This window comes from Pseudomonas sp. SC11, assembly GCF_047039205.1.
In the GTDB taxonomy this organism is placed as follows: domain Bacteria; phylum Pseudomonadota; class Gammaproteobacteria; order Pseudomonadales; family Pseudomonadaceae; genus Aquipseudomonas; species Aquipseudomonas boreofloridensis.
The window spans coordinates 2,876,781-2,903,593 of the sequence record NZ_CP178183.1 but is presented as its reverse complement, the minus strand read 5'-3'; the positions used below and the strand labels follow the sequence as shown (position 1 = coordinate 2,903,593).

Here is a 26,813-nt window from a genome sequence, read left to right as displayed (position 1 = left end):
TTCGCCATGGCTTTTTTCGACACCCTGCAGTTACAGACCGCCACGCAACGCGAGGCGCTGTTCGCCGTTCCGGTCATCCGCCAGGCACTGGCTGGGCAGGCCAGCCGCCACAGCTACATCGCCTTCCTGACCCAGGCGTACTACCACGTGCGCCATACCGTACCGCTGATGATGGCGTGCGGTGCCCGGCTGCCACGGCGCCTTGAATGGTTGCGCGGCGCGGTGTGCGAGTACATCGAGGAAGAATACGGCCACGAACAGTGGATTCTCGATGACATCAAGGCCTGTGGCGGCGACTGGGAGGCTGTGCGAGATGGCCGACCGGCATTGCCCATCGAGCTGATGGTCGCCTATCTCTACGACCTCATCGCACGCGGCAATCCGGTGGGGTTGTTCGGCATGGTCAACGTGCTCGAGGGCACCAGCATCGCCTTGGCGACCCAGGCGGCCGGTACCTTGCAGCGCAGCCTGGAACTGCCCGACAGGGCATTCAGCTACCTGAGCTCGCACGGTGCCCTGGATCAGGAGCACATGGTCACCTACCGCACGCTGATGAACCGTCTGGAGCAGCCCGAGGACCAGCAGGCCGTGCTCGATGCGGCCAAGGTCGTGTATCACCTCTACACCGAAATGTTCCGCGGCCTGCCACTCAGCGAATCGCAGGGCGTACAGCATGCGCCTGCCTGACTGTGTGGTGATCCTGACCGGTGCCAGTGGCGGGATCGGCCTGGCCCTGGCCGAGCAGTTGTGCGCGGCGGGGGCTCGGGTCCTGGCGGTCAGTCGACAGATGGGCGATTTGGCCGTGGTGCTCAAGCGCTACCCGCAGCACCTCACCTGGCACAGCGCCGACCTGCGCAACCCCAGCGGTCGCGACCAGGTGGTGCAACAGGCGCGAGCACTGGGCGGTGTCAACGTGCTGATCAATGCCGCCGGGGTCAATCGCTTCGCCTTGCTCGACCAACTCGACGAACAAGCCCTGGACGAGTTGCTGGACATCAACCTCAAGGCGCCGCTGCACCTGACCCGTGCCTGCCTGCCGCTGTTGCGCGCCCAGTCCAGGGCGCTGGTGGTGAATGTCGGCTCGACCTACGGCTCGATCGGCTATCCGGGCTATGCCACCTACTGTGCCAGCAAGTTCGCCCTGCGCGGCTTCTCCGAGGCGCTGCGCCGGGAACTGGCCGACACCTCGGTGAACGTGCTGTACGCCGCGCCAAGGGCCACCCGTACACCGATGAACAGCAGCGCCGCCATGGCGCTCAATCATGCGCTCAAGGTCGGCATGGACGACCCCGTCGATGTCGCACGGGCCGTGCTCGACGCCGTGCAGAGCGAACGCAGCGAGCTGTACCTGGGCTGGCCGGAGAAGCTGTTCGTGCGCCTCAACAGCCTGCTGCCAGGGGTGGTCGACCGTGCGCTGCGCAAGCAATTACCCATGATCCGTCGCCACGTCGACGGACACGCGAAGGAGTCGTTGAAATGAAGCGTCTGTTGCTCGCCACGCTGCTGGCGTTCTCATCCTCTACCTGGGCGCTGGACCCAGGCGGCGCGCAGCGGCTGGCCGACTTGCAGCAGCGCTGGGCGCAGATCCAGTACCAGACCCCCAAGGAGCAGCGCAGCGAGGCCTTCGAGAAGCTGGCCGGCGACGCCGCAACCTTCGTCCGGCAGTATCCGGGCGCGGCCGAACCGCTGATCTGGAACGGCATCGTCAACAGCAGTTGGGCCGGCGCGACCGGCGGGCTGGGCGCGCTGAGCAAAGTGAAGGCGGCGCGGGCCAGCCTGGAGCAGGCCATCGCCCTGGACGCCGGGGCCTTGCAGGGCTCGGCCTATACCAGCCTGGGCACGCTCTACGACCAGGTGCCGGGCTGGCCGATCGGCTTTGGCGACAGCGACAAGGCCGAAACCTTGTTGCGCCAGGCACTGCAAATCAACCCCAACGGTATCGACAGCAACTACTTCTGGGCCGATCATCTGGTTCGGCGCAAACGCTACGACGAGGCCCGCGCGGCGCTGAACAAGGCGCTGCAGGCACCGCCACGTCCGGGGCGCGAGCTGGCCGATCAGGGCCGGCGCAGCGATATCGCCGCGTTACTCAAGACCCTCAAGGACAAACAGGACTGATCTATGCGGCTGCTGCTGGTGGAGGACGATACGGCGCTGGGGGAAGGCATCTGCGATGGCTTGCGCCAGGAAGGCTATACCCTCGACTGGCTGCGCGATGGCGCCAGCGGCCTGCACGCCCTGCAGCACGAGACCTTCGACCTGGCCATTCTCGACCTGGGGCTGCCGCGCCTGGATGGCATCGAGGTGCTGCGGCGGGTGAGGGCGGGCGGTGCCAACCTGCCGGTGCTGGTGCTCACCGCCCGTGACGCCACCGACGACCGTATCACTGGGCTGGATGCCGGTGCCGACGACTATCTGGTCAAACCCTTCGACCTCAACGAGCTCAAGGCCCGCCTGCGCGCGTTGCTGCGCCGCAGTGCCGGGCGAGCACGGGTGCTGATCGAACACGCAGGAGTGAGCCTCGACCCGGCCACCCAGCAGGTGCACTACGAGGGCCGGCCGGTGGTGCTGACGCCCAAGGAGTACCGCCTGCTGCACGAGTTGCTGGCGCAGCCGGGCAAGGTCTTCACCCGCGAGCGGCTCACCCAGTTGCTCTACGGCTGGGACGAGGAACCGGAGAGCAACACCCTGGAAGTCAACGTCTACCAGCTACGCAAGAAGCTGTTCAACGGTTTGATCCGCACCGTGCGCGGCATCGGCTACCTGGTCGAGGGCAAGGCATGAGTTCGCTGCGCCAGCGCACGCTGTGGCGGGTGATGCTGCTGCTGGTGGTCGGTACCAGCCTGTTGGCGTTGTACAACTACCATGACAGCCGCCATGAGATCACCGAAATCTACGACGCCCACCTGGCGCAGAACGCGCGGCTTCTGCAGGGCGTGATGAGCCTGCCGGTGGAGGAGGGCAGCCGGGCCTCGCTGTACCAGGCCTTCAACGACGCCCTGAGCCAGGCCGGCCGGCACCGGGTGGGCCATCCCTATGAAAGCAAGCTGGCGTTCCAGGTCTGGGATGACGCCGGCACACGCCTGGTCAACACCCCGAGTGCACCGGTGCTGACACCGCTGCCGGTGACCCCAGGCTTCTCCGAGATCGTGGTCGATGGCCAGTGCTGGCGCGGCTTTGTGCTACCGGTGCCGGAGCGTCACTGGGTGATCTGGGTCGGCGAGCGCGAGGATGTGCGCTTCGACCTGATCGACCGCATCGTGCGCCATACCTTGTTCCCGTTCCTGATCGGCAGCCTGGCCCTGGCGCTGTTGGTCTGGGCCGCCATCGGCTGGGGTCTGCAACCGCTGCAGAACATGGCCAATGTGATTCGCGCACGGCATGCGCAATCGCTGGAGCCGCTGCAACTGGTGCCGCTGCCCTCGGAGCTGGAGCCGATGCAGGCGGCGATCAACCGCTTGCTGGCGCAGATCGACGATTTGCTGCGCCGCGAACACCGCTTCATCGCCGATGCGGCCCATGAAATGCGTACGCCGCTGGCCATTCTGCGTCTTCACGCGCAGAACGCCGAAGCCGCCACCAGCGAGGCCGAACGGCAAAAAGCCCTGGGCTTCCTGATCGGTGCCGTGGATCGCCTCACGCGGGTGGTCAACCAACTGTTGACCCTGGCGCGCCTGGAACCGCGCCTGGGCCAGCGCGTGGACATGCCGATCGACCTGGGCGAGGTGGTCACCGAGACCTTGGCCGAATTGACGCCCTGGATTCTGGAGCGTGGCCAGGAACCGTCGTTGCAACTCGATGAGGGCGATCACCTGGCCACGGTCGATGCCGGCGTGCTGGGCATCGCCTTGCAGAATCTGGTGGCCAATGCCGTGGAGCACTCGCCACCGGGTGGCCGTATCTGCGTCTCGCTGCAGCAACGCGGTGGGCAGCTCGAACTCAGTGTGGAAGATGAAGGCCCCGGTATCGAAGAGGCCAGCCTGACGCGCGTGTTCGAACGTTTCTACAGCCGCAACAGCCCGAACGGGGCAGGGCTGGGACTGTCCATCGTCGCGGCCATCGTCGAGCGCCTGGGCGGTCAGGTACGCCTGGAAAATCGAGCCGAGGGCGGGCTGGCCGCCATCCTGTCGATTCCGCTGGCGAGCGCAGGGGGAGCCTCATGAGCACCGTTGACGCGGATCGACTGCGGGTGTGGCAAGCGTTGTCGGAGTTCTTTCTGGACACCGATGTCGACCTCAGTTTCGACGGGGTCGCGCAGCGTCTGGCTCAGACTGGCTACACGCCTGACCAGGTGCAGAGCATCTTGTGGAACGAGGTTTATCCGGTCCTGCACAGCAATCTGCAGTCCATGGCGGGCGAGTGGGCCGGATGGACGGACGCGTTTCTCCAAGCCCACCTGGTGGTGCGCCCTTATTCGCCGGGTATGCCAGCCAGAGGACGGATCGGCGCCGAAATCTCGCGATGCTGGGACGAAGTGCTGACGCGATGGGCACGCCTGAAGACCTCTTGAAACATTTCGGAACAACTGTGTCAGATTGAAGTCAATTTGATATCGCCTGATCCGAGATGTCCATGAAACTACCGCGCCCTTCAGACCGTATCGACACCCTCACGCAATTGCGCAACCTCAAGATGGCCCGGTCGGCGCATGCCTATGTGCGTGGCAGCACCGTGCAGTTCTACGACTGGCTGCACAGTCAATCCGGGCGCCGCCTGCCCAGCGGGCCGGCGGTGTGGATCTGCGGTGACTGTCACGCCGGTAACCTGGGTCCGACCGGGGATCTGAAGGGCCGTATCGACATCCACATCCGCGATCTCGACCAGACCGTGATCGGCAATCCAGCCCATGACTTGGTGCGACTGGGCCTGTCGCTGGCCACTGCCGCCCGCAGCTCGGACCTGCCGGGCGTGGTCACTGCGCGCATGCTCGAGGAAATGATGCAGGGCTACGCCCAGGCCTTCGAACAGAACGACGACGAGGAGCCCGAGCGGCCGGCGCAGGTCAAGGCTGGCATGCGCACCGCCGTGCGCCGCACCTGGAAACATCTGGCCCGCGAGCGCATCGAGCGGGTGCGTCCGAGCATTCCGCTGGGCAAGCATTTCTGGCCGCTGTCGCGCGAGGAAAAGACGGCGGTGCGCAAGCTCTGCGCCTCGGACGACATCCACACCCTGGTGACCTCGCTCAAGGGCCGTAGCCCGGAGGACCGCGTGGAACTGCTGGACTCGGCCTACTGGGTCAAGGGCTGCAGCTCACTAGGCCTGCTGCGCTACGCCGTGCTGATGGCGGTTGGGGAGGGCGACGACCAGGAGTTCTGCCTGTTGGACGTCAAGGAAGCCATCGCCGCCGCCGCCCCCCGTACCGCCCGCGCCTCGATGCCGCGCGACAATGCCCGGCGCGTGGTCGAAGGTGCTCGGCATCTTTCGCCGGGCCTGGGCAACCGTATGGTGGCGGTGCGCATGCTCGATCACGGCTTCTTCGTCCGTGAGTTGCTGCCCCAGGACATGAAACTGGAACTCGATGAGCTCAGCGAGCAGGAAGCACGCCGGGCCGCAGGGTATCTGGCCCGTGTGGTAGGTCATGCCCATGCCCGGCAAATGGACCTGAGCACGCGCGCCGCCTGGATCGAGGAGTTGCAACTGCACCGTTCCGAAACGCTGGATGCGCCGTCGTGGTTGTGGAGCAACGTGATTCAGTTGGTGGGCAGTCACGAGCAAGGGTATCTGGCGCATTGCAGGCGGTACGCGTTGGAGCATTGATGGGTAGCTACTCTCGCCCCTTGATTACCCATTGAGGGGGCTTGCTCAGAGCACCTTGAAATGATGGGTGGCGTCGCGTTCGAGTTGGGCGATCAAGCCGAATTCCCAGTCCAGATAGCCCTGCATGGCTGCACGTGGATTGTCCGTCCCTTCATAGGGCCGCTGGTAACGGTCGCTGCGCGCTACCGCCAAGTGTGTTTCGCCGCTCTGCAGCGGTTGTCCAACTGCGATCCACTGTGCGGTGCCGCCTTCGAGCACATGCACCGGGATGCGGGTCAGGGCTTGCAGGTCGGCTGCGGCAAAACGGGCCAGCAGGCTGCTGCCGCACGTCAGTACATAGCGGCGCGCCTGTGGCAGCCTTTCCAGGGCTTCGACCAATTGAGCGCGGATCACCCAGTGTGCGCCGGGTATGTGGCGGTTGACGTAGTTGGCGCTGGTGGTGAAGTCCAGGACGACGGTGCCATCCTCCTGCAGCCAGTCGGCCAGTTGCTCGACGTCGATCGAATGGACGGCAGGCCGCTGGGGCAGCGGTGGCTGCCAGGGACCGGTGGCGCTGAAGTCTGCGCGGGTCAAGCCGTCGAGCACTGCGACCTGCCAGCCCATCTGTGCTAGCCATGAAGCGCTCATGTTCGCGCGCACACCGTCGTCATCCACCAGTACGACCCTCGCGCCACGGACGCTGGCGACATGGTCGGTTTCCTGCACCAGTTGCCCGCCGGGCACCGAGCGGCTGCCGGGGAAGTGACCGGACTCGTACTCTTCGGGCGTGCGCACATCGAACAGGTAGGTAGTGCGCGTTTCGTCGCTCTGCCATCGCGCCAGCAGGCTGCGATTGAGTCGCTGCACGCCTGCACGCTCGGCCAGGGCACGTGCCCGTCGGGCGGCGTCGAGGCGCGTATCGTCACCGACTTCGGCGAAGCGACGTGCCTGACCATGGGCCAGTGCCTGTCCCGCCAACGTCCAGCCGATGGTTCCGTTGCGCAGGGCTGCGACCGGATTGGCAATGCCGGCGTTGATCAGTGACTGGGTACCAATGATGCTGCGCGTGCGTCCGGCGCAGTTGACGATCACCTGGGTGGACGGATCGGGTGCCAGTTCCGCCACGCGCAATACCAGTTCGGCGCCGGGTACGCTGATGCCGCCGGGGATGCTCATGGTCTGGTACTCGTCGAACCGCCGCGCATCGAGCACCACCACATCGGCTCGTGCCTCAAGCAACGCCTGGACGTGCTCGGCCGCCAGCGATGGGGTATGGCGCACCTGCTCGACCAGTTCGCCGAAAGCCTTGCTCGGCACGTTGACGTCACGGAACAGCTCGCCTGCGGCGGCGCGCCAGCCCTCAAGGCCACCGTCGAGCAGCGCGACATCGCGGTAGCCAAGGGCCAACAGCCGCTGCGCAGCGACGCCAGCCAGTCCTTCACCGTTGTCGTAGACCGTGATGGGTGTGTCCAGACGCGGCACGCGAGCGAACACCTCAATCTCCAGTTTCGACAGGGGGATGTTGGCGGCGAACAGCGGGTGGCTCTGCGCGAACGGGTCTTCCTCGCGGACGTCGAGCAGCGCCAGTTCTTCGCGAGCCAGCAGCGCGCGGCGAATGTCATGGGGGTGGCGGGTGGCGAGGGTGCTCATGGGGCAGGGTTCTCTTTGGACAGGTCCCAGAGGTTGGGAAGGTGAGTGTTGGAGTAGCCGGAAATGAAGGTTTTTTCGCTGCCATCGTCGCTGTATACCGCGCGCTTGACGGCGCCAATGTTGCCGCCATAGACATGGATGCTGATCGAGACCCGGTCGTCGTAAGCGTTGCTGACCCGATGGATGTCACCAATTCGCGGCGAGACGGCTTCCACTTGGCCCGGCAGCAGACGCACTGCGGCGCCATGGGGCTGTAGCGCGCCCTGGGCATCTCGCACGAAGCCCTGCGCCCATTCCGCGCCGCGCAACATGCCGATCAGCCCCCACACGCGGTGGTCGTGGATCGGTGTGCGCTGCCCAGGCCCCCAGACGAAGCTCACCACGCAGAAGCGCTGGCGCGAATCGCAGTGCAACAGGTACTGCCGATAGCGCTCGGGATCGGGCTGGGCGAGTTCGTCAGGCAGCCAGTCGTCATGGGCGACCAAGTCGGCCAGCAGGCGTTGGCCACGGTCGAGCAAATCCGCCTCATCAGGCCGTCGATCGATCAACTCGGCCAGGTTCTCAATGAAGTGGCGCAAGCGCTCCGTACGCACAGGCTGGGTCATGGTTGAGATTCGACTTCAAATGAGGGATGAGCACGACCCTAGCAAAATGCCCAGCTATTCTCAAAATGCAGAATAATCATAAGCTAATATGAAAATAATGCATTTACAGATACCTCTGTCCTGTTTTGAAATGGCTTAAACACAAGGGTATGAGCTTATGCCAAGCGTGCATTTCACAGCCCGCAAATGCTGATTTAACTTATAAGAAACACCAAGCCTATACCCTAACGCTATAAAACCTGGCGTAGACCGCACGCGCGGATCGCCTCACTGCCTTCACTGGTATTCGGAGACGACCGTGCGCTATATCAAACACTTGGCTGCAACGCTGCTGGCCACCACCTTCAGTCTGGCCGCCAGCGCCCAAACGCTGGTGGTCGGCGATCAGAGCTATAACGCCCGCGCGGTAATGGAAGCGGCTGGCGTTCTGGAAAACCTCCCTTATAGCCTGGAATGGAAGCAGTTCACCGCAGGTTCGCCAGTGGCTGAGGCGCTCAATGTCGGCAGCCTCGACATCGGCCTGCTGGGTGACGCCCCGCCGTTGTTCCTTGGCGCACTGGGCGCGCCGATCAAGGTCATTGCGGTCAGTCGGCAGAACCTCGAAGGCGTGGCCATCCTGGCGCGCAAGGATTCGCCGATTCACAGCCTGCAAGACCTGCGCGGCAAGCGTGCAGCGATCTGGAAGGGCTCGTGGAGCCAGCAACTGCTGTTCAGTGCCCTGGACAAGGCGGGCGTCCCGCGCGATGCCGTGGAATTGCGCTACCTCAGCGCCCTGGACGCCTCCCATGCCCTGGACGGCGGCTCGGTGGACGTGATTGCCACCTGGGAGCCCTATGTCACCCAGCAGGAGCGCCAAGGGGCTCGCGTGTTGGCCACGGCCGAAGGCGTGATCCCTGCGCAGAGCTTCGTCGTGGCCAACAGCAAGGCCGTGGACCACAAGCGCGCACAGATTGCCGACTTCCTGCAGCGCCTGAGGAAGGCCCGTGACTGGGCCCTGAGCGAGCCGGCCCACACCGAGGCCTATGCCGATGCCTGGGCCCAGCGCACTCGCGCCGATCGCGATATCGCCCGGACCTGGTTTGCCCGCGCACGCACCGACCTGGCACCGCTGAACCCGCAGGTCATTGCCGATGCGCAGAAGACCGTGGATTTCTTCGCCGGCCTCGGCCTGATCAAGGCCTATCCAGCAGCGAGCCTGTTCGACACCTCCTTTGCAGCCGCCTTGCAGGCGCCCGCTGCGAAGGGCCAGTGAAAGGACGTCCCATGAGCACACGACAGATCAAACTCGGCGCCCTGACCATGGGCTGCGGCGGCCCAGGTCGACACAACTTGTGGCTCGACCCGGAGCTGCCCGCCGACGCCAGCGTCAACATCGACTGGTACATCGACATCGCCCGGCAGGCAGAAGCTGCGCTGTTCGACCTGATCTTCATCGTCGACAGCCAGTTCATCACCCCCGGCTCACCGTCGCATTACCTCAATCGCCTGGAGCCGTTGACCTTGCTCTCTGCCCTGGCGGTCAGTACCCGCCGCCTGGGGTTGGTCGGCACGCTCACCACCTCCTACAACGCACCGTTCAACGTTGCTCGCCGGCTCGCCTCGCTGGACCTGATCAGCAAAGGCCGTGCCGGCTGGAACGTCGTCACCAGCGGCGACGCCGGCACGGCCGGCAATTATGGGTTGGACGAGCACTACGACTATGACACTCGGTATGCGCGTGCCCAGGAGCATGTGCAGGTGGTGCAGGGGCTGTGGCATTCGTATGAGGAGGATGCGTTTCCTCGGGACCGCAGCCAGGGTCGGTTCCTCGACCCGGCGAAGCTGCACGCCTTGAATCACCAGGGTGCTCACTTCTCGGTGGTCGGTCCGCTGAACATCCAGCGCTCGCCCCAGGGGCAGCCGGTGATCTTCCAGGCGGGCGACTCCGAGCAGGGGCGCGAACTGGGTGCCGCCAGGGCCGATGTGGTGTTCACCCACGCCGCCACTCTCGAGCAGGGTCAGGCGTTCTATCGCGATATCAAGGCGCGCGCGGCACGCCTGGGACGCGACCCAGAGCACCTGTTGGTGCTGCCCGGCGCAGAGATCTACGTGGGCGATACGGACGAGCAGGCCCGTGAGATCGAGCGTCACTATCATCAGGCCGATCACAGCTTCGAACTGGCGCTCAAAGAATTCGGGCGTAACTTCGGCTGGCATGACTTCAGTCAGTACGACCTGGACGCCCCGTTTCCCCAGCAAAGCCTGGAGGCTGCGCGCAGCAGTTTCTTCACCAATGCCAAGCGCATTGCCGATCAGGCCCGTGAACGGGGGTTCAGCCTGCGCCAGGCGGTGGAGTTCGGCCGTCAGTTGCGCCCGGGTGCCTTCGTCGGCTCGGCCCAGACCGTGGCGGCGAAGATGGCCGACTGGTTCGAAGCGCGGGCAGTGGACGGATTCAATATCTACATCGGTCATCCCGGGCAGTTCCGCCGATTCACCGAGCAGGTAGTGCCCTTGCTGCAGGAGCGAGGTGTCTATCGCACGGCCTATGAAGGGACGACCTTGCGCGAAAGCCTGGGCCTGCCGATACCGCGCTTCAGCCGATAGAAGCCGGGCCGCCAAGCGACCCTGTGCCCATGAGCCCGCTGGGAAGTCCCGGCGGGCTCATGGGCACATCCTTCAGGCGCTGCGAGCGCTGCGGCCCTTCTCGTACTGCGCAACCTTGTCACGGATCCGCGGGATCAAGTCCTGGCCGTATTCCACGGCATCGCGCAGTTGCTCGAAACCCCGGAACAGGAACGTGCTCACACCCAGTTCGTAGTACGCCAGCGCCGCCTCGGCGACCTGCTCGGGCGTACCCACCAGCGAGGTGGAGTTACCGGCGCCACCGCCCAGGGCGGCGATCTCGGTCCACAAACGGGTGTCGTGCACTGTGCGTTGGCCGGCAAGTTGCACCAGGCGCTCGGAGCCCACGTTGCTCTTGCCGAAGTTCTTTTCGCGGCGGTTGCCCTGGCGGATGCCGATGCGCTGCCTGGCGTCGGCCAGAATGCGCTCGGCGCGGGCCCAGGCTTCGTCTTCGGTGGCGCCGAGGATCGGTCGCAAAGAAAGGCTGAAGCGGATGTGCTGCTCGCGGCCATAGCGGGCTGCGGCCTGGCGGACCTGGGCGATGCGTTCGCGGACCTGTGCCAGTGGCTCGCCCCACATCATGTACACGTCGGCGTGCTTGGCCGCGACGTCCACTGCAGCGTCCGAGGCGCCGGAGAAGTACACCGGCAGCCTGGCCACCGGCTTGACCAAGGTGAGGTTGTCCTGCACGCGGTAGTGCGGGCCGTGGTGATCGAACGGCGCGGTCTGGGTCCAGGTGTTGCGCAGAACCTCCAGATACTCGTCGGTACGGGCATAGCGAGCATCCTTGTCGAGGAAGTCGCCGTCGCGTTGCAGGTCGCCGCTGTCGCCCCCGGTGATCACGTTGATCGAAGCGCGGCCACGGCTGAGCTGGTCAAGGGTGGCGAACTGGCGCGCGGCGAAAGTCGGCGCCTGGAAGCCGGGGCGGTGCGCGACCAACAGGCCGATGCGTTCGGTCAATGCCGCCACGTAGGTGGCGAGGATCATCGAGTCTGGCGCGCTGGTGTTGACTGCCAGCAACGCCTTGTCGAAACCGGCGTATTCCTGGGCCTGGGCGAACGCCTTGATGAACTCGAGGTCGACTAGCGGGCCGCGTGGGGCCTGCGATTCGCTGCTTTCCTGGGGGCCGATGAGGCCGATGAATTCGAGGCTCATACCGTAGTGCTCCTGTTGTCGAAAAGGGTCTTGGGTCAAGGGCGCGCGCTATCGCTTGCCCGCAGTACTCGGCGTAGCGGTCAGACCGCTATAGGCAATACGCTGCGCGAGTGTCCTGGTATCGCCTCGATCAATGCCCGTGTGTAGTCGCTGGAGGGGCGGCTGAACACCTGCGCCGCCGGCCCTTGCTCGACCACGTGCCCGCGCTGCAGCACCAGGACCTGGTCGGCCACGCTCGCCACCACCGACAGGTCGTGGGACACCAGCACATAGGCCATGCCCAGATCGCGCTGCAGTTCATCGAGCAGGGCGAGAATCTGCGCCTGTACCGAAACGTCCAGCGCGCTGACCGGCTCGTCGAGCAGCAGCACCTCAGGCTCCAGCGCCAAGGCGCGAGCGATGGCGACCCGTTGGCGTTGCCCGCCTGACAATTCCCGGGGCAGGCGATCGAGAAACGCCACGGGCAGGTGCACGCGCGCGATGAGTTCGCGGGCCTTGAGTTCCAGGGCCTGGCCCCTGAGCAGCCCGAACGACACCAGCGGCTCGACGAGGCTGTCGAACACGGTGAAGCGTGGATCGAGCGCGGCGAAGGGATTCTGCTGTACCAGTTGAATGCGTCGACGCAGCGGGCGGAGCTGGCGCCAGCTGTAGTCGCTGACATCCTGGCCAAACCACTCGACGCGTCCCTGATCAGGCCTTTCCAGACCCAGCGCAATGCGCAGCGCAGTGCTCTTGCCTGAACCCGATTCGCCGACGATGGCCAGCGTCTGCCCGGCGTGGACCTCCAGGCTCAGCCCATGCAAGGCGGTGAAGGGCGTATCCTGCCCTGGCAACGCGAAGCGTTTGCCCACCGCGTCCAGACGCAGCATTGGGCGCTGTGAGGTGACCTGTTGTGGCCTGTGACGCGGCACGAAAGCAGGCGCTGCGTCGAGCAGACTGCGGGTGTAGGGCTGCTGTGCACCCCACAATATCTGTTGGGGCGTACCCTGCTCGACACATTGGCCTTGGCGCATCACCAACAGCCGGTCGGCGCGATCACAGGCCATCCCCAGGTCATGGGTGATGATCAGCAGCGAGATGCCGCGCTCGGCGACCAGTTGTTGCAGGTGGTCCAGAATGCGGCGCTGCACCGTCACGTCCAGTGCGCTGGTGGGCTCGTCGGCGATGATCAGCCGCGGCTCGCCGGCCAGGGCGATGGCGATCAACACCCGTTGACGCATCCCGCCAGACAGTTCGTGGGGGTACTGGCGAGCGCGCACTGAGGGCTCGTCGAGGCCGACCTGGGTCAGCAGCGCGAGCACGTCGGCCTCCAGACCCGGGTAGCGCCGGCCACGGGCCAGGAGCAGGGCTTCGGCGATCTGCCGACCCACGCGTAGCGTGGGATTGAGGCTCACCATCGGGTCCTGCGGCACCAGGCCGATGGCGCGTCCGCGTAACTGCTGCCAGGTACGCTCGCGGGCCTGGGCCCTGTCGATGCCGTCGATCCGCAGTTGTCCGTGGTCGATGCTGGCAGTGCCCGGCAGCAGTCCGAGCAAGGCGTTGGCCAGGGTCGACTTACCGCAGCCGGACTCCCCGACGATGGCCAGCGTTTCGCCCTGGTCAAGGCTGAACGACAGCCGGCGTACGGCGTGCGTGCGCTGCCCGGCGACGGTGTAGCTGATATCCAGTTCGTGTACGTCGATCAAGGCTTGCGTACTCATCGGGCATGCTCCTCGGCGCTACGCGCCAAGTGATTGAGGCTGAACACCACGACCACCACGAACAGGCCCGGCAACAGCGACACCCAGGGCGCGGTGATCAGGAAATGACGGCCATTGGCAATGAGCGTGCCCCATTCCGCTGCGGGCGGTGCGGCGCCAAAGCCAAGGAAACTCAGTCCGGCGGTGGCCAGGATCGCGGCACCGAAATCCAGTGTCGCAAGCACTGCCACTGGGCCCCAGGCATTGGGTAGCACATGGCGCAGCAACGTGCGCAGCCAACTGGCGCCACCCAGCCGGGCGGCCTCCACATAGGGCAGGGTTTTGATGCGCAGTACTTCGGCCCGCGTGGTACGCGCAAAACCCGGAACGATGCCGATGCCCACGGCGATTGCCACGGGCACCGTACCGAAACCGATGGCGGTGACGATCGCCAGCGCCAGCAGCAGGCCAGGCAACGCCAGCAACACATCGATCACGCGCATCAGCGCGGCATCGAGGCGTGCGCCGGCAAAGCCTGCCAGCGCGCCCAGGCCCAAGCCGCCGACCAACGCAATCGTCACCGCCAACAGTGCCGCCAGCACCGACAGGCGCGAACCGTAGATCACTCGCGCATACAGGTCACGGCCCAACTCGTCGGTCCCGAACCAGTGAACCATGCTGGGCGCGCTGAGCTTGTCGGCTGGCGAGGTGGCGTAGGGGTCGAAGCTGCTCAGCCATTGCGGGACCAGTGCCGCGAGCAAGGCAAACAGCACGATCAGCAGCGCCAGGCTGACACTGGGCCTGCGCAGCAGCGCGATCATGGCCTGTCGTGTCCGCTGCAGGCGCGTGCGGCGCTTCCAGAGGTGGCAAGCGCGATCGGAATCAACGGCATGCCTGGCGTCGAGCCGAGGATGCGATAGGTCAATGGTCATTTCAGCTCACCTTGGCCGTAGGGCTGATGCGTGGGTCGAGCCAGGGGTAGAGCAGGTCGACGATCAGATTCACCGCCACGAAGGCAGCGGCCGCTACCGCGACGATAGCCAGCACCACGGGAATGTCCTGGCGCAGCACCGCCTCCTGGGCCAGGCGCCCGACGCCGTTACGCGAATAGATGGTCTCCACCAGCACTGCACCGGACACCGTGTTACCGACCTGAAGGCCTACCAGCGTCAGCAGCGGCAAGGCTGCGTTGCGCAGGCCATGGCGAGCCTGTACCTGAGCACGGCTCAGCCCTTTGGCGAACGCGGTGACGATGTAGGGTTCCTGCCATACACCTTGAAAACCTCGCTGCAGCACTTGGGCATACAGGGCCGCGCTGGGGATCGCCAAGGTAATCGCAGGCAGCACCAGGCTGGCAAACCCCTGGCTGCCGGTGGCCGGAAACCAGTCCAGGGCGAAGGCGAACACCTGGATCAGCAGCAACCCCATCCAGAACACCGGGATCGAGAAACCCAGCGACGGCAGGCGCGCCAGTGCGGTTTTCAGCGGCCGGTACTGCACGTAGGCGGTCAGATAGGCCAGCCCGATGCCGGCTACCAGCGACAGGACGATGGCGCTACCGGCCAGGGCCAGGGTCTGAGGCAGCCGCTCGGCCAGCAGCCCGCTGACAGGACGGCCCAGCGACAACGACTGCCCCAGGTCGCCGTGCACGGCGCGCCAGAGCAGATCGGCATATTGCGCGAACAACCCCTTATCCAGCCCGTAATAAGCCCGAGCCTTGGCCAGGTCTTGCGGCGACAAACCATCGGCTTCCATGCCTGATGCGCTGAGCATGATCGCCAAGGTATCGCCCGGCAGCAGGTAGAGAATGAAGTAGGTGGCGGTGTAGGCGCCCCAGAGCACCAGCAGGGCCTGGCCGATACGGCCGATGAGGTAGCGTGTCATGGCTGCCCCACCTGGATGTCGCCCAACAGCGCGAAGCCTTCTGCCGTCCAGCGAAAATCCTTGATCCGGGGGGCGGTCGCAGCCTGCCACACGCGTTCGTACAGTGGAAACGCCGAGGCCTGGTCGATCAGCAGGTCCTGCAACTGGCCGTAGGCGTGGGCGCGTTGCGCGTCCTGGGTCGCGGTCATGCCGTTGTCGAACAGGGTCTGGGCCTGGGTCAAAACGGTGGGTTCGTAGAGGTTGGTGGCCAATGTGGCGCTGTTGGCCGCACGTGGATCGAGAATGGTCTGCAGGATGATCGGGTCGGCGCGGGTCATGTAGGTCGACGTCAAGTCGTAGTTGCCGGACGCGTTGCCCGCGACCCACTCGGCACGCGTGAGCACGTTGAGCTTGAGGTCGATGCCGACCTTGCGCAGTTGGTCCTGTACCAGCACGTCACCCGCGCTTTCGGCCGGCGTCAGGTTGTAGCGCAGGGTCAGGCGTTGGCCGTTCTTGTAACGGTAACCATCGGGCCCCGTGTGCCAGCCAGCAGACTCGAGCAGTTGCTCAGCGCCTCGGGGGTCATGGGCAAGCTTGTCGCTTTGCGGTTTGAAGTAGGGCGTGGTGACGTCGTACACCCCGCTCACCACTGGGAAGCGGGCGTTGAACACGGTGTGGGCGTAGCCGGTGCGGTCGATGGCTTTCTGCACGGCCAGGCGTAGTTGGCGGTCACCCAGCAGACGACCGTTGCGCGTATTGGGATAAAGATTCAGCGCAGGGCCCGGCAGTGATCGGCTTTGAATGGTGGCGCCCTTGGACTGAAGCAAGGTCAGGTCGACTTCCGAAAACGGATTGCGCGGCCACAGGATGTCGACCTTGCCCTGTAGGAACAGGCCGTTGCGTACGCTTTCCTCGGGGATGTAGCTGATTTGCACCGCCTCCATATACGCAGGCCCCGGATTGCGCGCGTTGGCCGATGGCCAGGCATAGTCGGCACGTCTGACCAGGCGCGCGCCGACCTCCGGGGTGTACTGCTCAAGGATGAAAGGGCCGGTGCCGATGATCTTGCCTGAGGAGCGCTGCTGGGCACTCAACCGGTAGCTGGCCGGCGCGAGAATCGAGAGGTTGGTGGTGGAGGTGGCTTGCAGGAAACCGGCATTGGGCCTTGCCAGGGTCAGGCGAACGGTGAAGTCGTCGATCACTTCGGCATGGTCGTAGCCAGCCAGATACGTCGCGCCGAAAGTAGCGGGCAACTGCGCGGCAAAGGCCTTGTTGCTGTCGAAGGCGGTTTTCACCGCCTGGGCGTCGAAACGCTCACCGTTGCTGAAGCTGACGTCCTGACGCAGATGGAAGGTGTACTTCAAGGCGTCGCTGCTGATCTCCCAGCGTTTGGCCAGCCAGGGAATGATGCGACCTGTCTGCGGATCCTGGTCGGTCAGCGACTCGACGACGTTGCGCAGCAGCACCCGGTGCTCCAGCCAGTAGACCTGGAAAGGATCGAGGCTGACCAATGTGGTGTTGTCGCCCCAGAAGGCGATGCTCAACGTCTTGCTGGCCGCGCTGTCGTCGGTCGGTGAGCAGGCGGCAAGCGTCATGGCCAGGGCGCTGCTGGCCAGCAGGCGAAGGAATGAAGGCATGGAGCGGTCCTTGATAGAGAGTCGGGGCGGCAGAAGGCGGTTGCGATCGATCAGTCCTGGTAATCGAGGCCTTCGCGGTCCAACTGGCGAATGAGCGCTTCCCAATGCCGCTGGATGCTTTCGCCCTTGCCATCGGAAAAGCGCTTGGATTGCTCGTGCACCTTGGCGATGGCCGCAGGCGAGGCATGCAGGAGCTGATCGTTGCCGCCGGCCTGGGCCGCGATCTGGATAGCGCAGGCCCGCTCCAGGCCATGCAGTTCACGAAACGCGTGCTCGACGCTGATGCCGCCGGTGAGCAGACCATGGTTGCGCAGGATAAGGATGTTGCTGTGGCCCAGATTGGCGACCAGCCGCTGTTGCTCGTCCAGATCCAGGGCCACGCCTTCGTAGTCGTGGTAGGCCACGCGGCTGTAGTAGGCCAGGGCGTGCTGGGAGATCGGCAAAAGACCGTCACGCTGGGCCGAAACCGCGGCTCCATCGCGGGTATGGGTGTGCAGCACGGCGGCGAGGTCTGGGCGGGCGCGGTGGATGGCGCTGTGGATCACATAGCCTGCCTGGTTGATGCCCAGGCCCGATGGGTCGTCGATGAGCGTACCGTCCACATCGACCTTGACCAGGTTCGAGGCGGTGATCTCGTCGAACAGCAGTCCGAAAGGATTGATCAGGAAATGCTCGTGCGGCCCGGGCACCCGGGCGGAGAAATGCGTGTAGATGTGATCGGTCCAGCGAAACAGGGCGGCCAGGCGGTAGGCAGCAGCCAGCTTGACCCGCACCTCCCACTCCTGGGCGCTGACTCGATCTCGTACAGGTTCCAGGCGGGCGGAAACGGCAGACAATGAGCTCATGAAGGTTCTCCGGTAATCAGGCGTATTGAGTGGTGGGGCGCAATGCGTTCGAACGGCTCAGGGTGGCTCGGGTATGAGCGCCGCGCGACCGACCTGGCCGAACACCGTGTCGTCCTGGGGGGTGTGGATCCGGCTGCAGAGCACATCACGGTAGTGCCGCTCCAGGGCATTGCGCCGTGACAAGCCAGGATTGCCCGCGGCCTCGATGGCCAGCTCGACCGCGTTGATGGCGTTGCTGCTGACCAGGTGCTTGAGCTGCCCGGCGTGGGCCTGATCGACCTGTCCAGCGGCGGCCGATTCGAGCAGGGTGTGGCTGGCGAACAACAGCGTGTCGATACGACCGAGCACGTCCTGAAAGCGCGGCAGGCTGGCCAGCGGCGCACCCAAATGGGAAGGGATGCGTTGCTTGAAAAAGTTCGCCAGCCAGTCACGCGCAGCGCGGGCAACGCCGTCGTAGACCGTCGGTAGCAACACGGCCATCCACAACAGGCCCTGTCCATCGAGTTCGGTTTTCGGCGCACTGGCCGGGCTGACGCTGACGGCGTGGTCCAGGGGAATCAACACCTCGTCGAACCGCACCTGATGGCTGCAGGTGGCGCGCATGCCCAGGTGATCCCAGTCGTCGAGGATGGTGATGCCGGGCGAGTCGCGATGGACCAGGAAGCCACCGACCAGTGGATCGGCGTCGTCGCTGCGGGCCCACACCAGCAGCCAGCTGAGGCCGTGACTACCGGTGGAATAGATTTTGCCTCCATTCAGGCGCCAACCTTCGGCGGTGCGCCGTGCGACGGTGGCCGGAAGACCGCCTCTGGCCGGCGTTCCCAGCTCAGGCTCGACGCGCAGGGCGTTGATCAGCGCACCCTGTTGCACGGCCTCACGGGCCACGCGCTCACGCAGATGGCGTGGCCAGCGCATGTCGTCCTGCAGCCGGGCGTGTTGCAGGTACTGCATGACCAGGATCAGCGCGGTCGCCGGGTCGCCCTGGGCGACGGCTGAAATCACACGGCGTGCGCACGCCAGGTCTGCGCCTGCGCCGCCGAGGGTGCGGGGTACGGTGAGGGCGAGCAGGCCGTGGCGCTGCAACAGAGCGATGTTGTCTTCAGGGAAAAGGGCGCTTCGGTCATAGCGCTCAGCGTTCGCAGCCAGCGCCGGGGTCAGCTCGGCCAGGACGCTGTCGGAGGGGTGACTCATGGGCTCTCATCCCTGAAATACGGTGGCGATGCTAAGACCGTATTCGTATGAATGATCGCTGTAAAAGTCTTTTTAGTTCTATGCTAATTATTTAAATAAAGAATTTATTCGATATCACATTATGTCCTAAACGCATTTATTGATCGGCTAGCCGACGCCCCGCGATCTCACCGAACAGTTCCACCGGCTCTTGAAAGTTCCCGAGGTAGCGAGGGTGGAACAGCCAGAGATCCACGTGCGGCTTGAAGTCGGTGATGTTCAGCACATCGAGCGCGTCACGGTGGCTGCTCATGCGCAACAGCGGCTCAGGCACGAGCCCCAGGCCCTGGCCGCTGGCAACCAGCCCCAACTGCAGCTCGGTGCCGAAGGTTTCCAGATTAATCTTCAGGTTCAACCCCAACTCGCTCAATGCCCGCTGCAAACCGGCCCGGAAGCCGCAGCCATCGGGGTTGAGGACCCAGCCAGGGGCGTAGCAGTCCCTGAGCTTGCAGTTGCGCTTAGCGGCATTGCTCTTGGCTACCACCACTTTCAGCGGCATGCGCGCGATCGATCGACTGGCGATACCTTCCGGGAAAATCTTGCCTGGCGGAAACAGTGCGGCTGCGGCATCCAGTTCGCCGTTTTCCATGCGCGCAATCAGGCTGCTACCCCAGCCACTGGTGACTTGGGTCCGCAACTGCGGATAGGCCTCTCTGATCCGACCCAGGGCATCGAGCAACACGACATCGCCCAGCGTCTGCGGTATGCCCAGGCGCAACGTGCCTGATGGCGCACCGTCGCTGGCCACCAGCTCGCGCAGCGAGTCGATCTCGCGCAGGATCGCTTTGCACTGCGCATAGACGCGCAAGCCCATGGGGGTCGGCTTGAGCGGCTTGGTCGTCCGGTCGAGCAGGCTGGCGCCGAGGTCTTGCTCGAAGTTCTGCACGCGGCGAGTGATCGCCGGTTGGGTGATCTGCAGGGCCTCGGCGGCGAGGTTGGTGGACTGGCACCGGATGACCGCGACGAACGCGTCCATGTCATCGATTTTCATGATCGCGCTCACATGATCGAGTGGAGAAATAACGCATCAGCATAATCATTGGGTTGAACAATGCCATCCCTCACGGCAAGTTAAAGCAAATAATGCATATTAGGTTATTCCTAAAATCAATTTAGTTTATTTAACGTACTTCGTTAGAGTCGCTTGGCCTGGACGGCATGATGCCGTCCACCCAGCCCCCGAGGAAGTCCATGTCCATTCGATCCACGCTGCTGGCCCTCGCCGTAGCCACCTTGCTGGCCAGCCAGGCAGGAGCCGCCGAGCGACTGACCCTGCGCATTGGCGATCAAAAGGGCAATATGCGCGCCCAATTGGAAGCGGCTGACGCCCTGCGTGACCTGCCCTACGACATTCACTGGGCAGAATTCCCCGCCGCCGCGCCGCTGGCCGAGGCGCTCAATGCCGGTGCCATCGACGCCGGCATCATCGGCGACGCACCGCTGCTGTTCGTGCTGGCTTCGGGGGCACCGGTCAAGGCGATCGCGGTGGACAAATCCGATCCCTACGGTACGGCCTTGCTGGTACTTCCCGAGGCGCCGCTGCACAGCGTTACCGACCTCAAAGGCAAGCGCATTGCCACAGGGCGCGGGTCGATTGGTCATCATCTGGCCCTCAAGGCGCTGGATCACGCCGGACTGAGCGAAAAAGACGTGGCGTTCAGGTTCCTGGGACCTGTCGATGCCAAGATCGCGCTGGCCAATGGTTCGGTGGACGCCTGGTCCACATGGGAGCCCTATACCGCCCTGGCCGAGGTCAGCGGGCAGGGCAGGGTGCTGGTCAATGGTCGCGGCCTGTCCAGTGGCAACAGTTTTCTTGCGGCGACCGACCACGCCTTGGGCGAGGCGTCGAAGCGTGCGGCGCTGCAGGACTACCTCACCCGTCTGGCCGATGCGCAGGTCTGGGCCAATCAGCACTTGGACAGCTACTCGAAAACCTTGGCCGCAATCATCGGTTTCCCCGAGCAGGCCGCGCGCCTGCAATTCGAGCGCCGGAAATTGCGCTGGCAGGTGATCGATGCACAGACCGTGGCCGAGCAGCAGGACACCGCCGACTTCTACCACGCCCATGGCCTGATGAACCAGCGCCTGGACGTGACCCCGACCTTCGCCACCGGCTTCACGCTTGCCGAGCGCGCCACGTCCACCGCACAGCCTTGATTGGGGAGACCTCGAAATGCCCATCCGCTATCTACGCCAGCTTGGCCTGGCAGTGCTGGCCAGCGTATTGCTCCCTGGCATTGCCAGCGCCGAGCAGATCCTGCGTATCGGTTACCAGAAGTCCTCGACCCTGTTGACGCTGCTCAAGGCCCGAGGCGGCCTCGAGGACCGATTGCGCGCCCAAGGCATCCGCATTACATGGCATGAATTTCCCAGTGGGCTGCCCCTGTTGGAAGCCCTGAACCTGGGCAATGTCGATGTGTCTGCCGATGTCGCCGACACCGTACCGGTATTCACCCAGGCCGCAGGCGCCAGGCTGACCTACTTCGCCCGCGAGACGCCGTCGCCGAAGGCACAGGCGATACTGGTGCCAGCGGATTCGCCGCTTCGAACCCTGGCCGATCTGAAGGGCAAGCGCGTGGCGGTGACCAAGGCTGCCGGCAGTCATTACCTGCTGATCCAGGCGCTGGCCAAGGCCGGCCTGACGTTCAAGGACATCACCCCGGCCTACCTGATCCCCGCCGACGGCCGCGCCGCTTTCGAGAACCACAAGGTCGACGCCTGGGTAACCTGGGATCCCTTCGTGGCCAGCGCCCAGCGGCAGCAGAACGCGCGCATCCTGGCCGATGGTGAAGGGCTTGCCAGCTACCAGCGTTACTACCTGGCGAGCAGCGACTATGCCCAAGCTCACCCTGAGGTCCTGCAACAGGTGTACCTCGCCTTACGCGAAACCGGCGAGTGGACCCAGGCCAATCCGGCAGCGGCGGCGCGCATCCTGGGGCCATTGTGGGGCAACCTGGATAGCACCACCGTGCTACAGGCCAATGCCCGGCGCAGCTACGACGTACAGCCGGTGAAACCGGAAAACCTGGAGGAGCAACAGCGCATCGCCGACGCGTTCCTGCATGAGGGGTTGTTGCCCAAGGCTGTCGATGCGCGGGACGTCAGCGTGTTCGTGCCGAGCACGCCTTGAACGTCGTTCAGTCGACAGCCCAATCACCCTGGCCTTGCCACTCACTTATGCACGATCGCCTGATGAATGTCGCCCAGCGCCATGATGCGTTGGGCGGCGTTGAGCTTGATGGCTTCCTTGGGCATGCCGAATACCACGCAGCTGGCTTCGTCCTGAGCGACGGTGGCGGCACCGGCGTCGAGCATCTCTTTCAGGCCGCGTGCACCGTCGTCGCCCATGCCGGTCATGATGATGCCGGTCGCGTTCTTGCCGGCGAAGCGGGCCACGGAGCGAAACAATACGTCGACCGACGGCCGATGGCGGTTCACCAGTGGGCCTTCGACCACCTGGGCGTGATAGTAGGCGCCGCTGCGGGTCACCATCAGGTGCTTGCCCCCCGGCGCGATCAGCGCCAGGCCAGGCAACACCCGGTCATTGTTGCGCGCCTCACGCACTTCGATCTGGCAGAGGCTGTTGAGCCTTTCGGCAAAGGACGCAGTGAACTTCTCCGGCATGTGCTGCACGATCACCAAGCCCGGGCACACCCTCGGTAGCGCGGTGAGCACCGTTTCCAGTGCCTGGGTGCCGCCGGTGGACGTGCCGATGGCGACGATGCGTTCGGTGGTCTGGGCCATGGCCTGGCCGCCCGCGGCGGGCAGGATAGCGTCCGCGCTGAGCTTGCTCGCGGGCGCAGCCATCGGCGCAGGGCGCACCACGCGCTTGCCCAGGTTCTTGACATTGGAGTTCGCCGCTGCACGTATCGCCCCAACCAACTCAGCGGCGGACTCCATCAGAAAGCTCTTCAGCCCCGTGGTGGGTTTGGTGATGATCTCCACCGCGCCGGCCGAGAGCGCCTGCAAGGAGGTTTCCGCGCCTTTTTGCGTCAGCGACGAGCAGATCACCACCGGCGTGGGCCGCTCGCTCATGATTTTCCTGAGAAAGGTGATGCCGTCCATGCGCGGCATTTCCACATCCAGCACGATCACGTCCGGCCACTCGCGCGCCAGTTTGTCCATGGCGAAGATCGGATCGGAAGCGGCGCCCATCACGCGGATGTCCGGCGTTTCGTTGAGAATCGCCAGCAACACCTGGCGCACTACGGCCGAATCATCGACCAGCAGTACGCTGATTTTTTTGGTAGGCATCTTTACGCAGGGTTCCCATTGGTTGGTGCCGGACCCAGACATTGCCGGTCCACAGGTCGAAGAGGATGGTGCGGTAGCCGGTGCTGCCCATGTCCTGGGCGGCCAGGTGCAGGTGATGACGTTCGGCCAAGGCCAAGGCTGCACGGATGTTCAGGCTGGCCACGTCCTGATCGGGCAGGTGGCGATGCTGCTCAGGGAACATCTCGCCACCGCCGAACACTTTCACCTGATAGTCACGCGCCCGCGTGCCGTGGGCCCTGGCGTGGCGCAGCAGCAGCTCGAGGGCCTCGTCGGCGTACTTGCCGTCCAGCGGCTGGTCGCGGCGGGTACGGGCCGGCAGCATGAAATGGCACATCCCGCCGATCAGGCGTTGCGGGTGCCACAGGGTGAACGCCACGCAGGAGCCGAGCAGGGTCCGCAGCCGCAGGGGGCGCGTGGCGAAGCTGACTTGACCGGGCGCCAGGATCAGTTCGGTGGTTTTCGTGGCTGTTTTCATGGTTTGCGATAGATCGACGGCGCCACCAGCTTCAACGTGTCGTTCACGCCGTGCAGGCTTTCCGAGTGGCTGATGATGAAGTAGCCGCCGGGCTTGAGCTGGGGCAGCAAACGCGCGACCACCTGGCGCTTGGTGGGTTGATCGAAGTAGATCATCACGTTGCGCAGGAAGATCACGTCGAACTCGCCCAGCCCAGGCAGCGGCTCGTTGAGGTTGACCTGGATGAAATTGACCCGGTTGCGCAGCGACTTGTCGATCAGGAATGTACCTTCCTGGCGGCCAATGCCTTTCAGGCAGTACTTGCTCAGCAGCGGCTGGGGCAGGGTACTGGCACGCTCCATGGCGTAATGCCCGCTGCGCGCCTTGGCCAGCACCTGGGTGCTGATGTCCGAACCGATCACCTCCCAAGGCGTGGTGTTCAAGCCTTCGGCCAGGGTCATCGCCAGGCTGTAGGGCTCTTCGCCGGAGGAGCTCGCCGCGCTCCACACCCGAAACACCTTGCCTGGCGCTGCCTTGGGCAGCACCTGCTGGCGCAGGAAGTCGAAGTGCTTGGGCTCACGGAAAAAATAGGTTTCGTTGGTGGTCAGCAAATCCAGGGCCACCTGCAGCTCGCCCTTGCGCTGATCGCCCATGATCAGCTTGAAGTAGTCCCCATAGCTGTCCAGCTCATAGTGCTTGAGGCGCTTGAACAGGCGCCCGGCCACCAGTGCCTTTTTTGCCGGCGACAGGTTGATGCCGGCTGCGCGGTGTAGCCAAGCCTGGAATTGACCGAACTCCCGGTCGTCGAGTGATGAAGTGTCGGTCATGGTCGCGCCTCACCGGCCCTCGGCTTCAAGCGCCGGCAACTGGCCGGCCTCGGCCAGGCTGGACATCTCATCGATGGACAGCACCTTGTCCACGGCCAGGACGATGACGAACTTGCCATCGACCTTGGCCATGCCGCTGATGAAGTCGGCGCGAATCCGCGCGCCGAAGCTGGGTGGCGGTTCGATCTGCGCAGCCGGTACTTCCTGCACGGCCGAGACGGTATCGACCAGCAGCCCGAGGTCCTGGGGCTGCCCCTCCTGGGTGCTGGCCTCGATGATGATCACGCAGGAGCGCCGGGTGATGGTGGAGTTGGGCCGGCCAAAACGCGCCGACAGGTCCACCACCGGCACCACCGCGCCGCGCAGGTTGATCACGCCGCGCACGAAGGCGGGCATCATCGGCACTACGGTCAGGCTGCCGTATTCGATGATCTCCTTGATGCCCAGAATGCCGATGGCGAACATCTCGCCCCCGAGCATAAAGGTCAGGTACTGCCCATCCTCGTCCGCCGCACTGGGGGGCTGACGGGTGGCGATGACTGCGCCCATATGATTCTCCTGGTTGGCCCGTGCCAATTCCCTGATCAGAAACGGGTGAACTCCGACTCGTCCGGCGCACCGGCCATGCTGTAGGCGAAGGCCTTGCGCGGTGCCTGCTGGACCGGGCGTGGCGTGGGGCGGGTGAGCTTGCCGCTGCTGTCGGCATTGTTGCCCTGCGCCACGGCCTTGGTGGTCGAATCCAGCACGAAGAAACTCATGGCCTGTTGCAACTGCTCGGCCTGGCTGCTCATTTCCTCGGCGGTGGCGGCCAGCTCTTCGCTGCTCGACGCGTTCTGCTGGGTGACTTGGTTGAGCTGGGTCATCGCGGTGTTGATCTGCGCGACCCCTGCGGCCTGCTCCTCGGACGCCGCGCTGATTTCCTGCACCAAGTCGGAGGTCTTGTTGATCGACGGCACCATCTCGTCCAGCAGCTTGCCGGCTTTCTCGGCCATCTCGACGCTGCTCGAAGACAGCTCGCCGATTTCCTGGGCGGCCACTTGGCTGCGCTCGGCGAGCTTACGCACCTCGGCGGCCACCACCGCGAAGCCCTTGCCGTGCTCGCCGGCCCGCGCGGCCTCGATCGCGGCGTTGAGGGCAAGCAGGTTGGTCTGGTAAGCGATGTCGTCGATGATGCTGATGCGCTGGGCGATCTTCTTCATCGCCACTACCGTCTGCTGTACCGAGTCGCCGCCGTCGGTGGCTTCCTTGGCCGCCTTGCTGGCCATGCCATCGGTGACCTTGGCGTTCTCGGTGTTCTGGTTGATGCTGGCGCTCATCTGCTCCACCGATGCACTGGTTTCCTCGACGCTGGCCGCCTGTTCGCTGGTGGCCTGGCTCATCGACTGCGCAGTGGCGCTGACCTGCTCCGAGGCGCTGGCCAGGTTGTCGGCGGCATTGCGCACTTCGCCGATGATATGCGCCAGCTTGCCGACCATATTGCGCATGGCATTGAGCACCATGCCGGTTTCGTCCTTCGCGCCGGGCTCGATATGGGCACTGAGGTTGCCTTCGGCCAGTTGCTCGGCTGCCGTGGCAGCCTGGCGCAACGGGCGGGCGATGATCCGGGCGATGAACAAGGCCAGGCCCAGGCCGATCAGCAGCGCCGCGATCAAGACGGCGATGATCGACCAGCGCGAGCTTTCATACAGGGCGGTGCCCTTGTCACCGGCGGCGGTGGCACCGGCGTCGTTGAGTTCGACCATCTTCTGCAAGTGGCCGGTGACCTCGTCGAAATGGGTCTTGGACTCGCCCCTGATCAGGCTGCGGGCCTCGGCTTCCTGGTTCTGGCGGGACAGCTCGAACAGTCGCGCACTGGCCTTGAGGTACTCGGCCCATGCGCTTTTCACGTTCGACAGCAGTTGCCGATCCTCATCGTTGACGATCAGGCCTTCGTAGGTTTCCAGCCGAGTCTCGAATTCCTTGCGTGCATCGGCCGCTTCCAGCTCGGCCTGGGCTTTCTGTTCGGCGATGTCAGTGCCGAGACTGCGGTTTTCCTTCAGGCGATAGTTGGCGGCAAAAAAGCGCATGCCTGCCGCCGCACGCATCGACGGCATCCAGTTGCTCTTGATGTCCTGCGCCGCCTGGTTGACGGCACCCAACTGGACGATGGCGAAGCCCCCCATCACCGCGGTGAGCGCCAAGACCAGCAGGAACGCGCTGATCAACTTGGTGGATATTTTCAGGTCATAGAACCATTTCATCGGGGAAACCTCCATG

At 64.6% G+C, this 26,813-nt stretch carries 26 protein-coding genes; 11 read left to right on the top strand and 15 right to left on the bottom strand.

The features are described from left to right. The first annotated feature begins 6 nt into the window (after positions 1 to 6). From ACK2SD_RS12900 to ACK2SD_RS12870, 7 genes are all read left to right on the top strand, one after another. On the top strand, positions 7 to 687 hold the full coding sequence (locus tag ACK2SD_RS12900; protein ID WP_039577794.1) for a TenA family transcriptional regulator: 681 nt from the start codon (positions 7 to 9) through the stop codon (positions 685 to 687). Beyond that, on the top strand, positions 674 to 1,480 hold the full coding sequence (locus ACK2SD_RS12895; RefSeq protein WP_412459927.1) for an SDR family oxidoreductase: 807 nt from the start codon (positions 674 to 676) through the stop codon (positions 1,478 to 1,480). The genes ACK2SD_RS12900 and ACK2SD_RS12895 overlap by 14 nt, the downstream gene beginning before the upstream one ends. Continuing rightward, complete coding sequence (locus ACK2SD_RS12890; RefSeq protein WP_295482057.1) at positions 1,477 to 2,118, top strand: tetratricopeptide repeat protein; 642 nt, start codon at positions 1,477 to 1,479, stop codon at positions 2,116 to 2,118. Before ACK2SD_RS12895 ends, ACK2SD_RS12890 begins: the two co-directional genes overlap by 4 nt. Positions 2,119 to 2,121: 3 nt before the next feature. Beyond that, entirely contained in the window at positions 2,122 to 2,784 is a 663-nt protein-coding gene (locus ACK2SD_RS12885; RefSeq protein ID WP_412459926.1) for a response regulator, read from the top strand. After that, the gene (locus ACK2SD_RS12880; RefSeq protein ID WP_412459925.1) at positions 2,781 to 4,163 is read left to right on the top strand and encodes a sensor histidine kinase; all 1,383 of its coding nucleotides are present in this window, start codon (positions 2,781 to 2,783) and stop codon (positions 4,161 to 4,163) included. Before ACK2SD_RS12885 ends, ACK2SD_RS12880 begins: the two co-directional genes overlap by 4 nt. Then, a complete protein-coding gene (locus ACK2SD_RS12875) occupies positions 4,160 to 4,510 on the top strand; it encodes a hypothetical protein (protein ID WP_412459924.1) in 351 nt (116 codons plus the stop codon). Before ACK2SD_RS12880 ends, ACK2SD_RS12875 begins: the two co-directional genes overlap by 4 nt. Before the next feature lie 62 nt (positions 4,511 to 4,572). After that, positions 4,573 to 5,757, top strand: coding sequence for a DUF2252 family protein (locus tag ACK2SD_RS12870; protein WP_304484250.1), 1,185 nt, complete (start codon positions 4,573 to 4,575; stop codon positions 5,755 to 5,757). 45 nt (positions 5,758 to 5,802) lie between these two features. On the opposite strand, the gene ACK2SD_RS12865 is transcribed toward ACK2SD_RS12870, so the two are convergent. Then, complete coding sequence (locus tag ACK2SD_RS12865) at positions 5,803 to 7,386, bottom strand: rhodanese-related sulfurtransferase (RefSeq protein ID WP_412459923.1); 1,584 nt, start codon at positions 7,384 to 7,386, stop codon at positions 5,803 to 5,805. Beyond that, a complete protein-coding gene (locus ACK2SD_RS12860; protein ID WP_116888302.1) occupies positions 7,383 to 7,991 on the bottom strand; it encodes a cysteine dioxygenase in 609 nt (202 codons plus the stop codon). The genes ACK2SD_RS12865 and ACK2SD_RS12860 overlap by 4 nt, the downstream gene beginning before the upstream one ends. Positions 7,992 to 8,289: 298 nt before the next feature. On the opposite strand from ACK2SD_RS12860, the gene ACK2SD_RS12855 reads away from it, so the two are divergent. Continuing rightward, positions 8,290 to 9,243: an ABC transporter substrate-binding protein gene (locus ACK2SD_RS12855; RefSeq protein ID WP_412459922.1), complete on the top strand. Its 954-nt coding sequence runs from the start codon at positions 8,290 to 8,292 to the stop codon at positions 9,241 to 9,243. An 11-nt stretch (positions 9,244 to 9,254) separates the two neighbouring features. Continuing rightward, entirely contained in the window at positions 9,255 to 10,574 is a 1,320-nt protein-coding gene (locus ACK2SD_RS12850; protein ID WP_412459921.1) for an LLM class flavin-dependent oxidoreductase, read from the top strand. A gap of 72 nt (positions 10,575 to 10,646) precedes the next feature. Here ACK2SD_RS12850 and ACK2SD_RS12845 read toward each other — a convergent pair whose 3' ends face one another. From ACK2SD_RS12845 to ACK2SD_RS12810, 8 genes are all read right to left on the bottom strand, one after another. Continuing rightward, positions 10,647 to 11,747, bottom strand: coding sequence for an LLM class flavin-dependent oxidoreductase (locus ACK2SD_RS12845; protein ID WP_412459920.1), 1,101 nt, complete (start codon positions 11,745 to 11,747; stop codon positions 10,647 to 10,649). An 80-nt stretch (positions 11,748 to 11,827) separates the two neighbouring features. Further along, a complete protein-coding gene (locus tag ACK2SD_RS12840) occupies positions 11,828 to 13,447 on the bottom strand; it encodes a dipeptide ABC transporter ATP-binding protein (RefSeq protein ID WP_412459919.1) in 1,620 nt (539 codons plus the stop codon). Further along, complete coding sequence (locus ACK2SD_RS12835) at positions 13,444 to 14,358, bottom strand: ABC transporter permease (RefSeq protein WP_412459918.1); 915 nt, start codon at positions 14,356 to 14,358, stop codon at positions 13,444 to 13,446. Before ACK2SD_RS12835 ends, ACK2SD_RS12840 begins: the two co-directional genes overlap by 4 nt. 1 nt (position 14,359) lies before the next feature. Then, positions 14,360 to 15,310, bottom strand: a complete 951-nt coding sequence (locus ACK2SD_RS12830; protein ID WP_412459917.1) for an ABC transporter permease — start codon at positions 15,308 to 15,310, stop codon at positions 14,360 to 14,362. Then, positions 15,307 to 16,926, bottom strand: coding sequence for an ABC transporter substrate-binding protein (locus ACK2SD_RS12825; RefSeq protein WP_412459916.1), 1,620 nt, complete (start codon positions 16,924 to 16,926; stop codon positions 15,307 to 15,309). The genes ACK2SD_RS12830 and ACK2SD_RS12825 overlap by 4 nt, the downstream gene beginning before the upstream one ends. A 50-nt stretch (positions 16,927 to 16,976) precedes the next feature. Then, positions 16,977 to 17,771, bottom strand: a complete 795-nt coding sequence (locus ACK2SD_RS12820; RefSeq protein WP_412459915.1) for a class II aldolase/adducin family protein — start codon at positions 17,769 to 17,771, stop codon at positions 16,977 to 16,979. 57 nt (positions 17,772 to 17,828) lie between these two features. Next, positions 17,829 to 18,962, bottom strand: coding sequence for an acyl-CoA dehydrogenase family protein (locus tag ACK2SD_RS12815; protein ID WP_412459914.1), 1,134 nt, complete (start codon positions 18,960 to 18,962; stop codon positions 17,829 to 17,831). Between the two features lie 136 nt (positions 18,963 to 19,098). Continuing rightward, the gene (locus ACK2SD_RS12810; protein ID WP_412459913.1) at positions 19,099 to 19,992 is read right to left on the bottom strand and encodes a LysR family transcriptional regulator; all 894 of its coding nucleotides are present in this window, start codon (positions 19,990 to 19,992) and stop codon (positions 19,099 to 19,101) included. A 200-nt stretch (positions 19,993 to 20,192) separates the two neighbouring features. Between ACK2SD_RS12810 and ACK2SD_RS12805 the strand changes: the two genes are divergently transcribed. Continuing rightward, the gene (locus ACK2SD_RS12805) at positions 20,193 to 21,158 is read left to right on the top strand and encodes an ABC transporter substrate-binding protein (protein WP_116888308.1); all 966 of its coding nucleotides are present in this window, start codon (positions 20,193 to 20,195) and stop codon (positions 21,156 to 21,158) included. Positions 21,159 to 21,174: 16 nt separating this feature from the next. Next, the gene (locus ACK2SD_RS12800) at positions 21,175 to 22,131 is read left to right on the top strand and encodes an aliphatic sulfonate ABC transporter substrate-binding protein (protein ID WP_412459912.1); all 957 of its coding nucleotides are present in this window, start codon (positions 21,175 to 21,177) and stop codon (positions 22,129 to 22,131) included. 41 nt (positions 22,132 to 22,172) lie between these two features. On the opposite strand, the gene ACK2SD_RS12795 is transcribed toward ACK2SD_RS12800, so the two are convergent. From ACK2SD_RS12795 to ACK2SD_RS12775, 5 genes are read right to left on the bottom strand one after another with little or no spacing between them, the layout of a single operon-like run. After that, on the bottom strand, positions 22,173 to 23,255 hold the full coding sequence (locus ACK2SD_RS12795; RefSeq protein WP_412459911.1) for a protein-glutamate methylesterase/protein-glutamine glutaminase: 1,083 nt from the start codon (positions 23,253 to 23,255) through the stop codon (positions 22,173 to 22,175). After that, positions 23,218 to 23,751 carry a chemoreceptor glutamine deamidase CheD gene (gene cheD / locus ACK2SD_RS12790; RefSeq protein ID WP_029612029.1) on the bottom strand — a complete coding sequence of 178 codons (534 nt, stop codon included), beginning with the start codon at positions 23,749 to 23,751 and terminating at the stop codon, positions 23,218 to 23,220. Before cheD ends, ACK2SD_RS12795 begins: the two co-directional genes overlap by 38 nt. Further along, positions 23,748 to 24,557, bottom strand: coding sequence for a CheR family methyltransferase (locus ACK2SD_RS12785; RefSeq protein ID WP_304484215.1), 810 nt, complete (start codon positions 24,555 to 24,557; stop codon positions 23,748 to 23,750). Before ACK2SD_RS12785 ends, cheD begins: the two co-directional genes overlap by 4 nt. Before the next feature lie 9 nt (positions 24,558 to 24,566). Beyond that, the gene (locus ACK2SD_RS12780; protein WP_412459910.1) at positions 24,567 to 25,106 is read right to left on the bottom strand and encodes a chemotaxis protein CheW; all 540 of its coding nucleotides are present in this window, start codon (positions 25,104 to 25,106) and stop codon (positions 24,567 to 24,569) included. A 35-nt stretch (positions 25,107 to 25,141) separates the two neighbouring features. Then, positions 25,142 to 26,797, bottom strand: a complete 1,656-nt coding sequence (locus ACK2SD_RS12775; RefSeq protein WP_412459909.1) for a methyl-accepting chemotaxis protein — start codon at positions 26,795 to 26,797, stop codon at positions 25,142 to 25,144. Positions 26,798 to 26,813 lie beyond the last annotated feature (16 nt).

What these genes read in the sequence shown, in the direction of transcription:
- ACK2SD_RS12795 (WP_412459911.1), bottom strand. Translation starts at nt 23,255, where the DNA reads ATGCCTACCAAAAAAATCAGCGTACTGCTGGTCGATGATTCGGCCGTA.
- ACK2SD_RS12880 (WP_412459925.1), top strand. Translation starts at nt 2,781, where the DNA reads ATGAGTTCGCTGCGCCAGCGCACGCTGTGGCGGGTGATGCTGCTGCTG.
- ACK2SD_RS12800 (WP_412459912.1), top strand. Translation starts at nt 21,175, where the DNA reads ATGCCCATCCGCTATCTACGCCAGCTTGGCCTGGCAGTGCTGGCCAGC.
- ACK2SD_RS12850 (WP_412459921.1), top strand. Translation starts at nt 9,255, where the DNA reads ATGAGCACACGACAGATCAAACTCGGCGCCCTGACCATGGGCTGCGGC.
- ACK2SD_RS12815 (WP_412459914.1), bottom strand. Translation starts at nt 18,962, where the DNA reads ATGAGTCACCCCTCCGACAGCGTCCTGGCCGAGCTGACCCCGGCGCTG.
- ACK2SD_RS12785 (WP_304484215.1), bottom strand. Translation starts at nt 24,557, where the DNA reads ATGACCGACACTTCATCACTCGACGACCGGGAGTTCGGTCAATTCCAG.
- ACK2SD_RS12780 (WP_412459910.1), bottom strand. Translation starts at nt 25,106, where the DNA reads ATGGGCGCAGTCATCGCCACCCGTCAGCCCCCCAGTGCGGCGGACGAG.
- ACK2SD_RS12875 (WP_412459924.1), top strand. Translation starts at nt 4,160, where the DNA reads ATGAGCACCGTTGACGCGGATCGACTGCGGGTGTGGCAAGCGTTGTCG.
- ACK2SD_RS12805 (WP_116888308.1), top strand. Translation starts at nt 20,193, where the DNA reads ATGTCCATTCGATCCACGCTGCTGGCCCTCGCCGTAGCCACCTTGCTG.
- ACK2SD_RS12900 (WP_039577794.1), top strand. Translation starts at nt 7, where the DNA reads ATGGCTTTTTTCGACACCCTGCAGTTACAGACCGCCACGCAACGCGAG.
- ACK2SD_RS12775 (WP_412459909.1), bottom strand. Translation starts at nt 26,797, where the DNA reads ATGAAATGGTTCTATGACCTGAAAATATCCACCAAGTTGATCAGCGCG.
- ACK2SD_RS12865 (WP_412459923.1), bottom strand. Translation starts at nt 7,386, where the DNA reads ATGAGCACCCTCGCCACCCGCCACCCCCATGACATTCGCCGCGCGCTG.
- ACK2SD_RS12830 (WP_412459917.1), bottom strand. Translation starts at nt 15,310, where the DNA reads ATGACACGCTACCTCATCGGCCGTATCGGCCAGGCCCTGCTGGTGCTC.
- ACK2SD_RS12820 (WP_412459915.1), bottom strand. Translation starts at nt 17,771, where the DNA reads ATGAGCTCATTGTCTGCCGTTTCCGCCCGCCTGGAACCTGTACGAGAT.
- ACK2SD_RS12860 (WP_116888302.1), bottom strand. Translation starts at nt 7,991, where the DNA reads ATGACCCAGCCTGTGCGTACGGAGCGCTTGCGCCACTTCATTGAGAAC.
- ACK2SD_RS12885 (WP_412459926.1), top strand. Translation starts at nt 2,122, where the DNA reads ATGCGGCTGCTGCTGGTGGAGGACGATACGGCGCTGGGGGAAGGCATC.
- ACK2SD_RS12895 (WP_412459927.1), top strand. Translation starts at nt 674, where the DNA reads ATGCGCCTGCCTGACTGTGTGGTGATCCTGACCGGTGCCAGTGGCGGG.
- ACK2SD_RS12870 (WP_304484250.1), top strand. Translation starts at nt 4,573, where the DNA reads ATGAAACTACCGCGCCCTTCAGACCGTATCGACACCCTCACGCAATTG.
- ACK2SD_RS12845 (WP_412459920.1), bottom strand. Translation starts at nt 11,747, where the DNA reads ATGAGCCTCGAATTCATCGGCCTCATCGGCCCCCAGGAAAGCAGCGAA.
- cheD (WP_029612029.1), bottom strand. Translation starts at nt 23,751, where the DNA reads ATGAAAACAGCCACGAAAACCACCGAACTGATCCTGGCGCCCGGTCAA.
- ACK2SD_RS12810 (WP_412459913.1), bottom strand. Translation starts at nt 19,992, where the DNA reads ATGAAAATCGATGACATGGACGCGTTCGTCGCGGTCATCCGGTGCCAG.
- ACK2SD_RS12825 (WP_412459916.1), bottom strand. Translation starts at nt 16,926, where the DNA reads ATGCCTTCATTCCTTCGCCTGCTGGCCAGCAGCGCCCTGGCCATGACG.
- ACK2SD_RS12835 (WP_412459918.1), bottom strand. Translation starts at nt 14,358, where the DNA reads ATGACCATTGACCTATCGCATCCTCGGCTCGACGCCAGGCATGCCGTT.
- ACK2SD_RS12840 (WP_412459919.1), bottom strand. Translation starts at nt 13,447, where the DNA reads ATGAGTACGCAAGCCTTGATCGACGTACACGAACTGGATATCAGCTAC.
- ACK2SD_RS12890 (WP_295482057.1), top strand. Translation starts at nt 1,477, where the DNA reads ATGAAGCGTCTGTTGCTCGCCACGCTGCTGGCGTTCTCATCCTCTACC.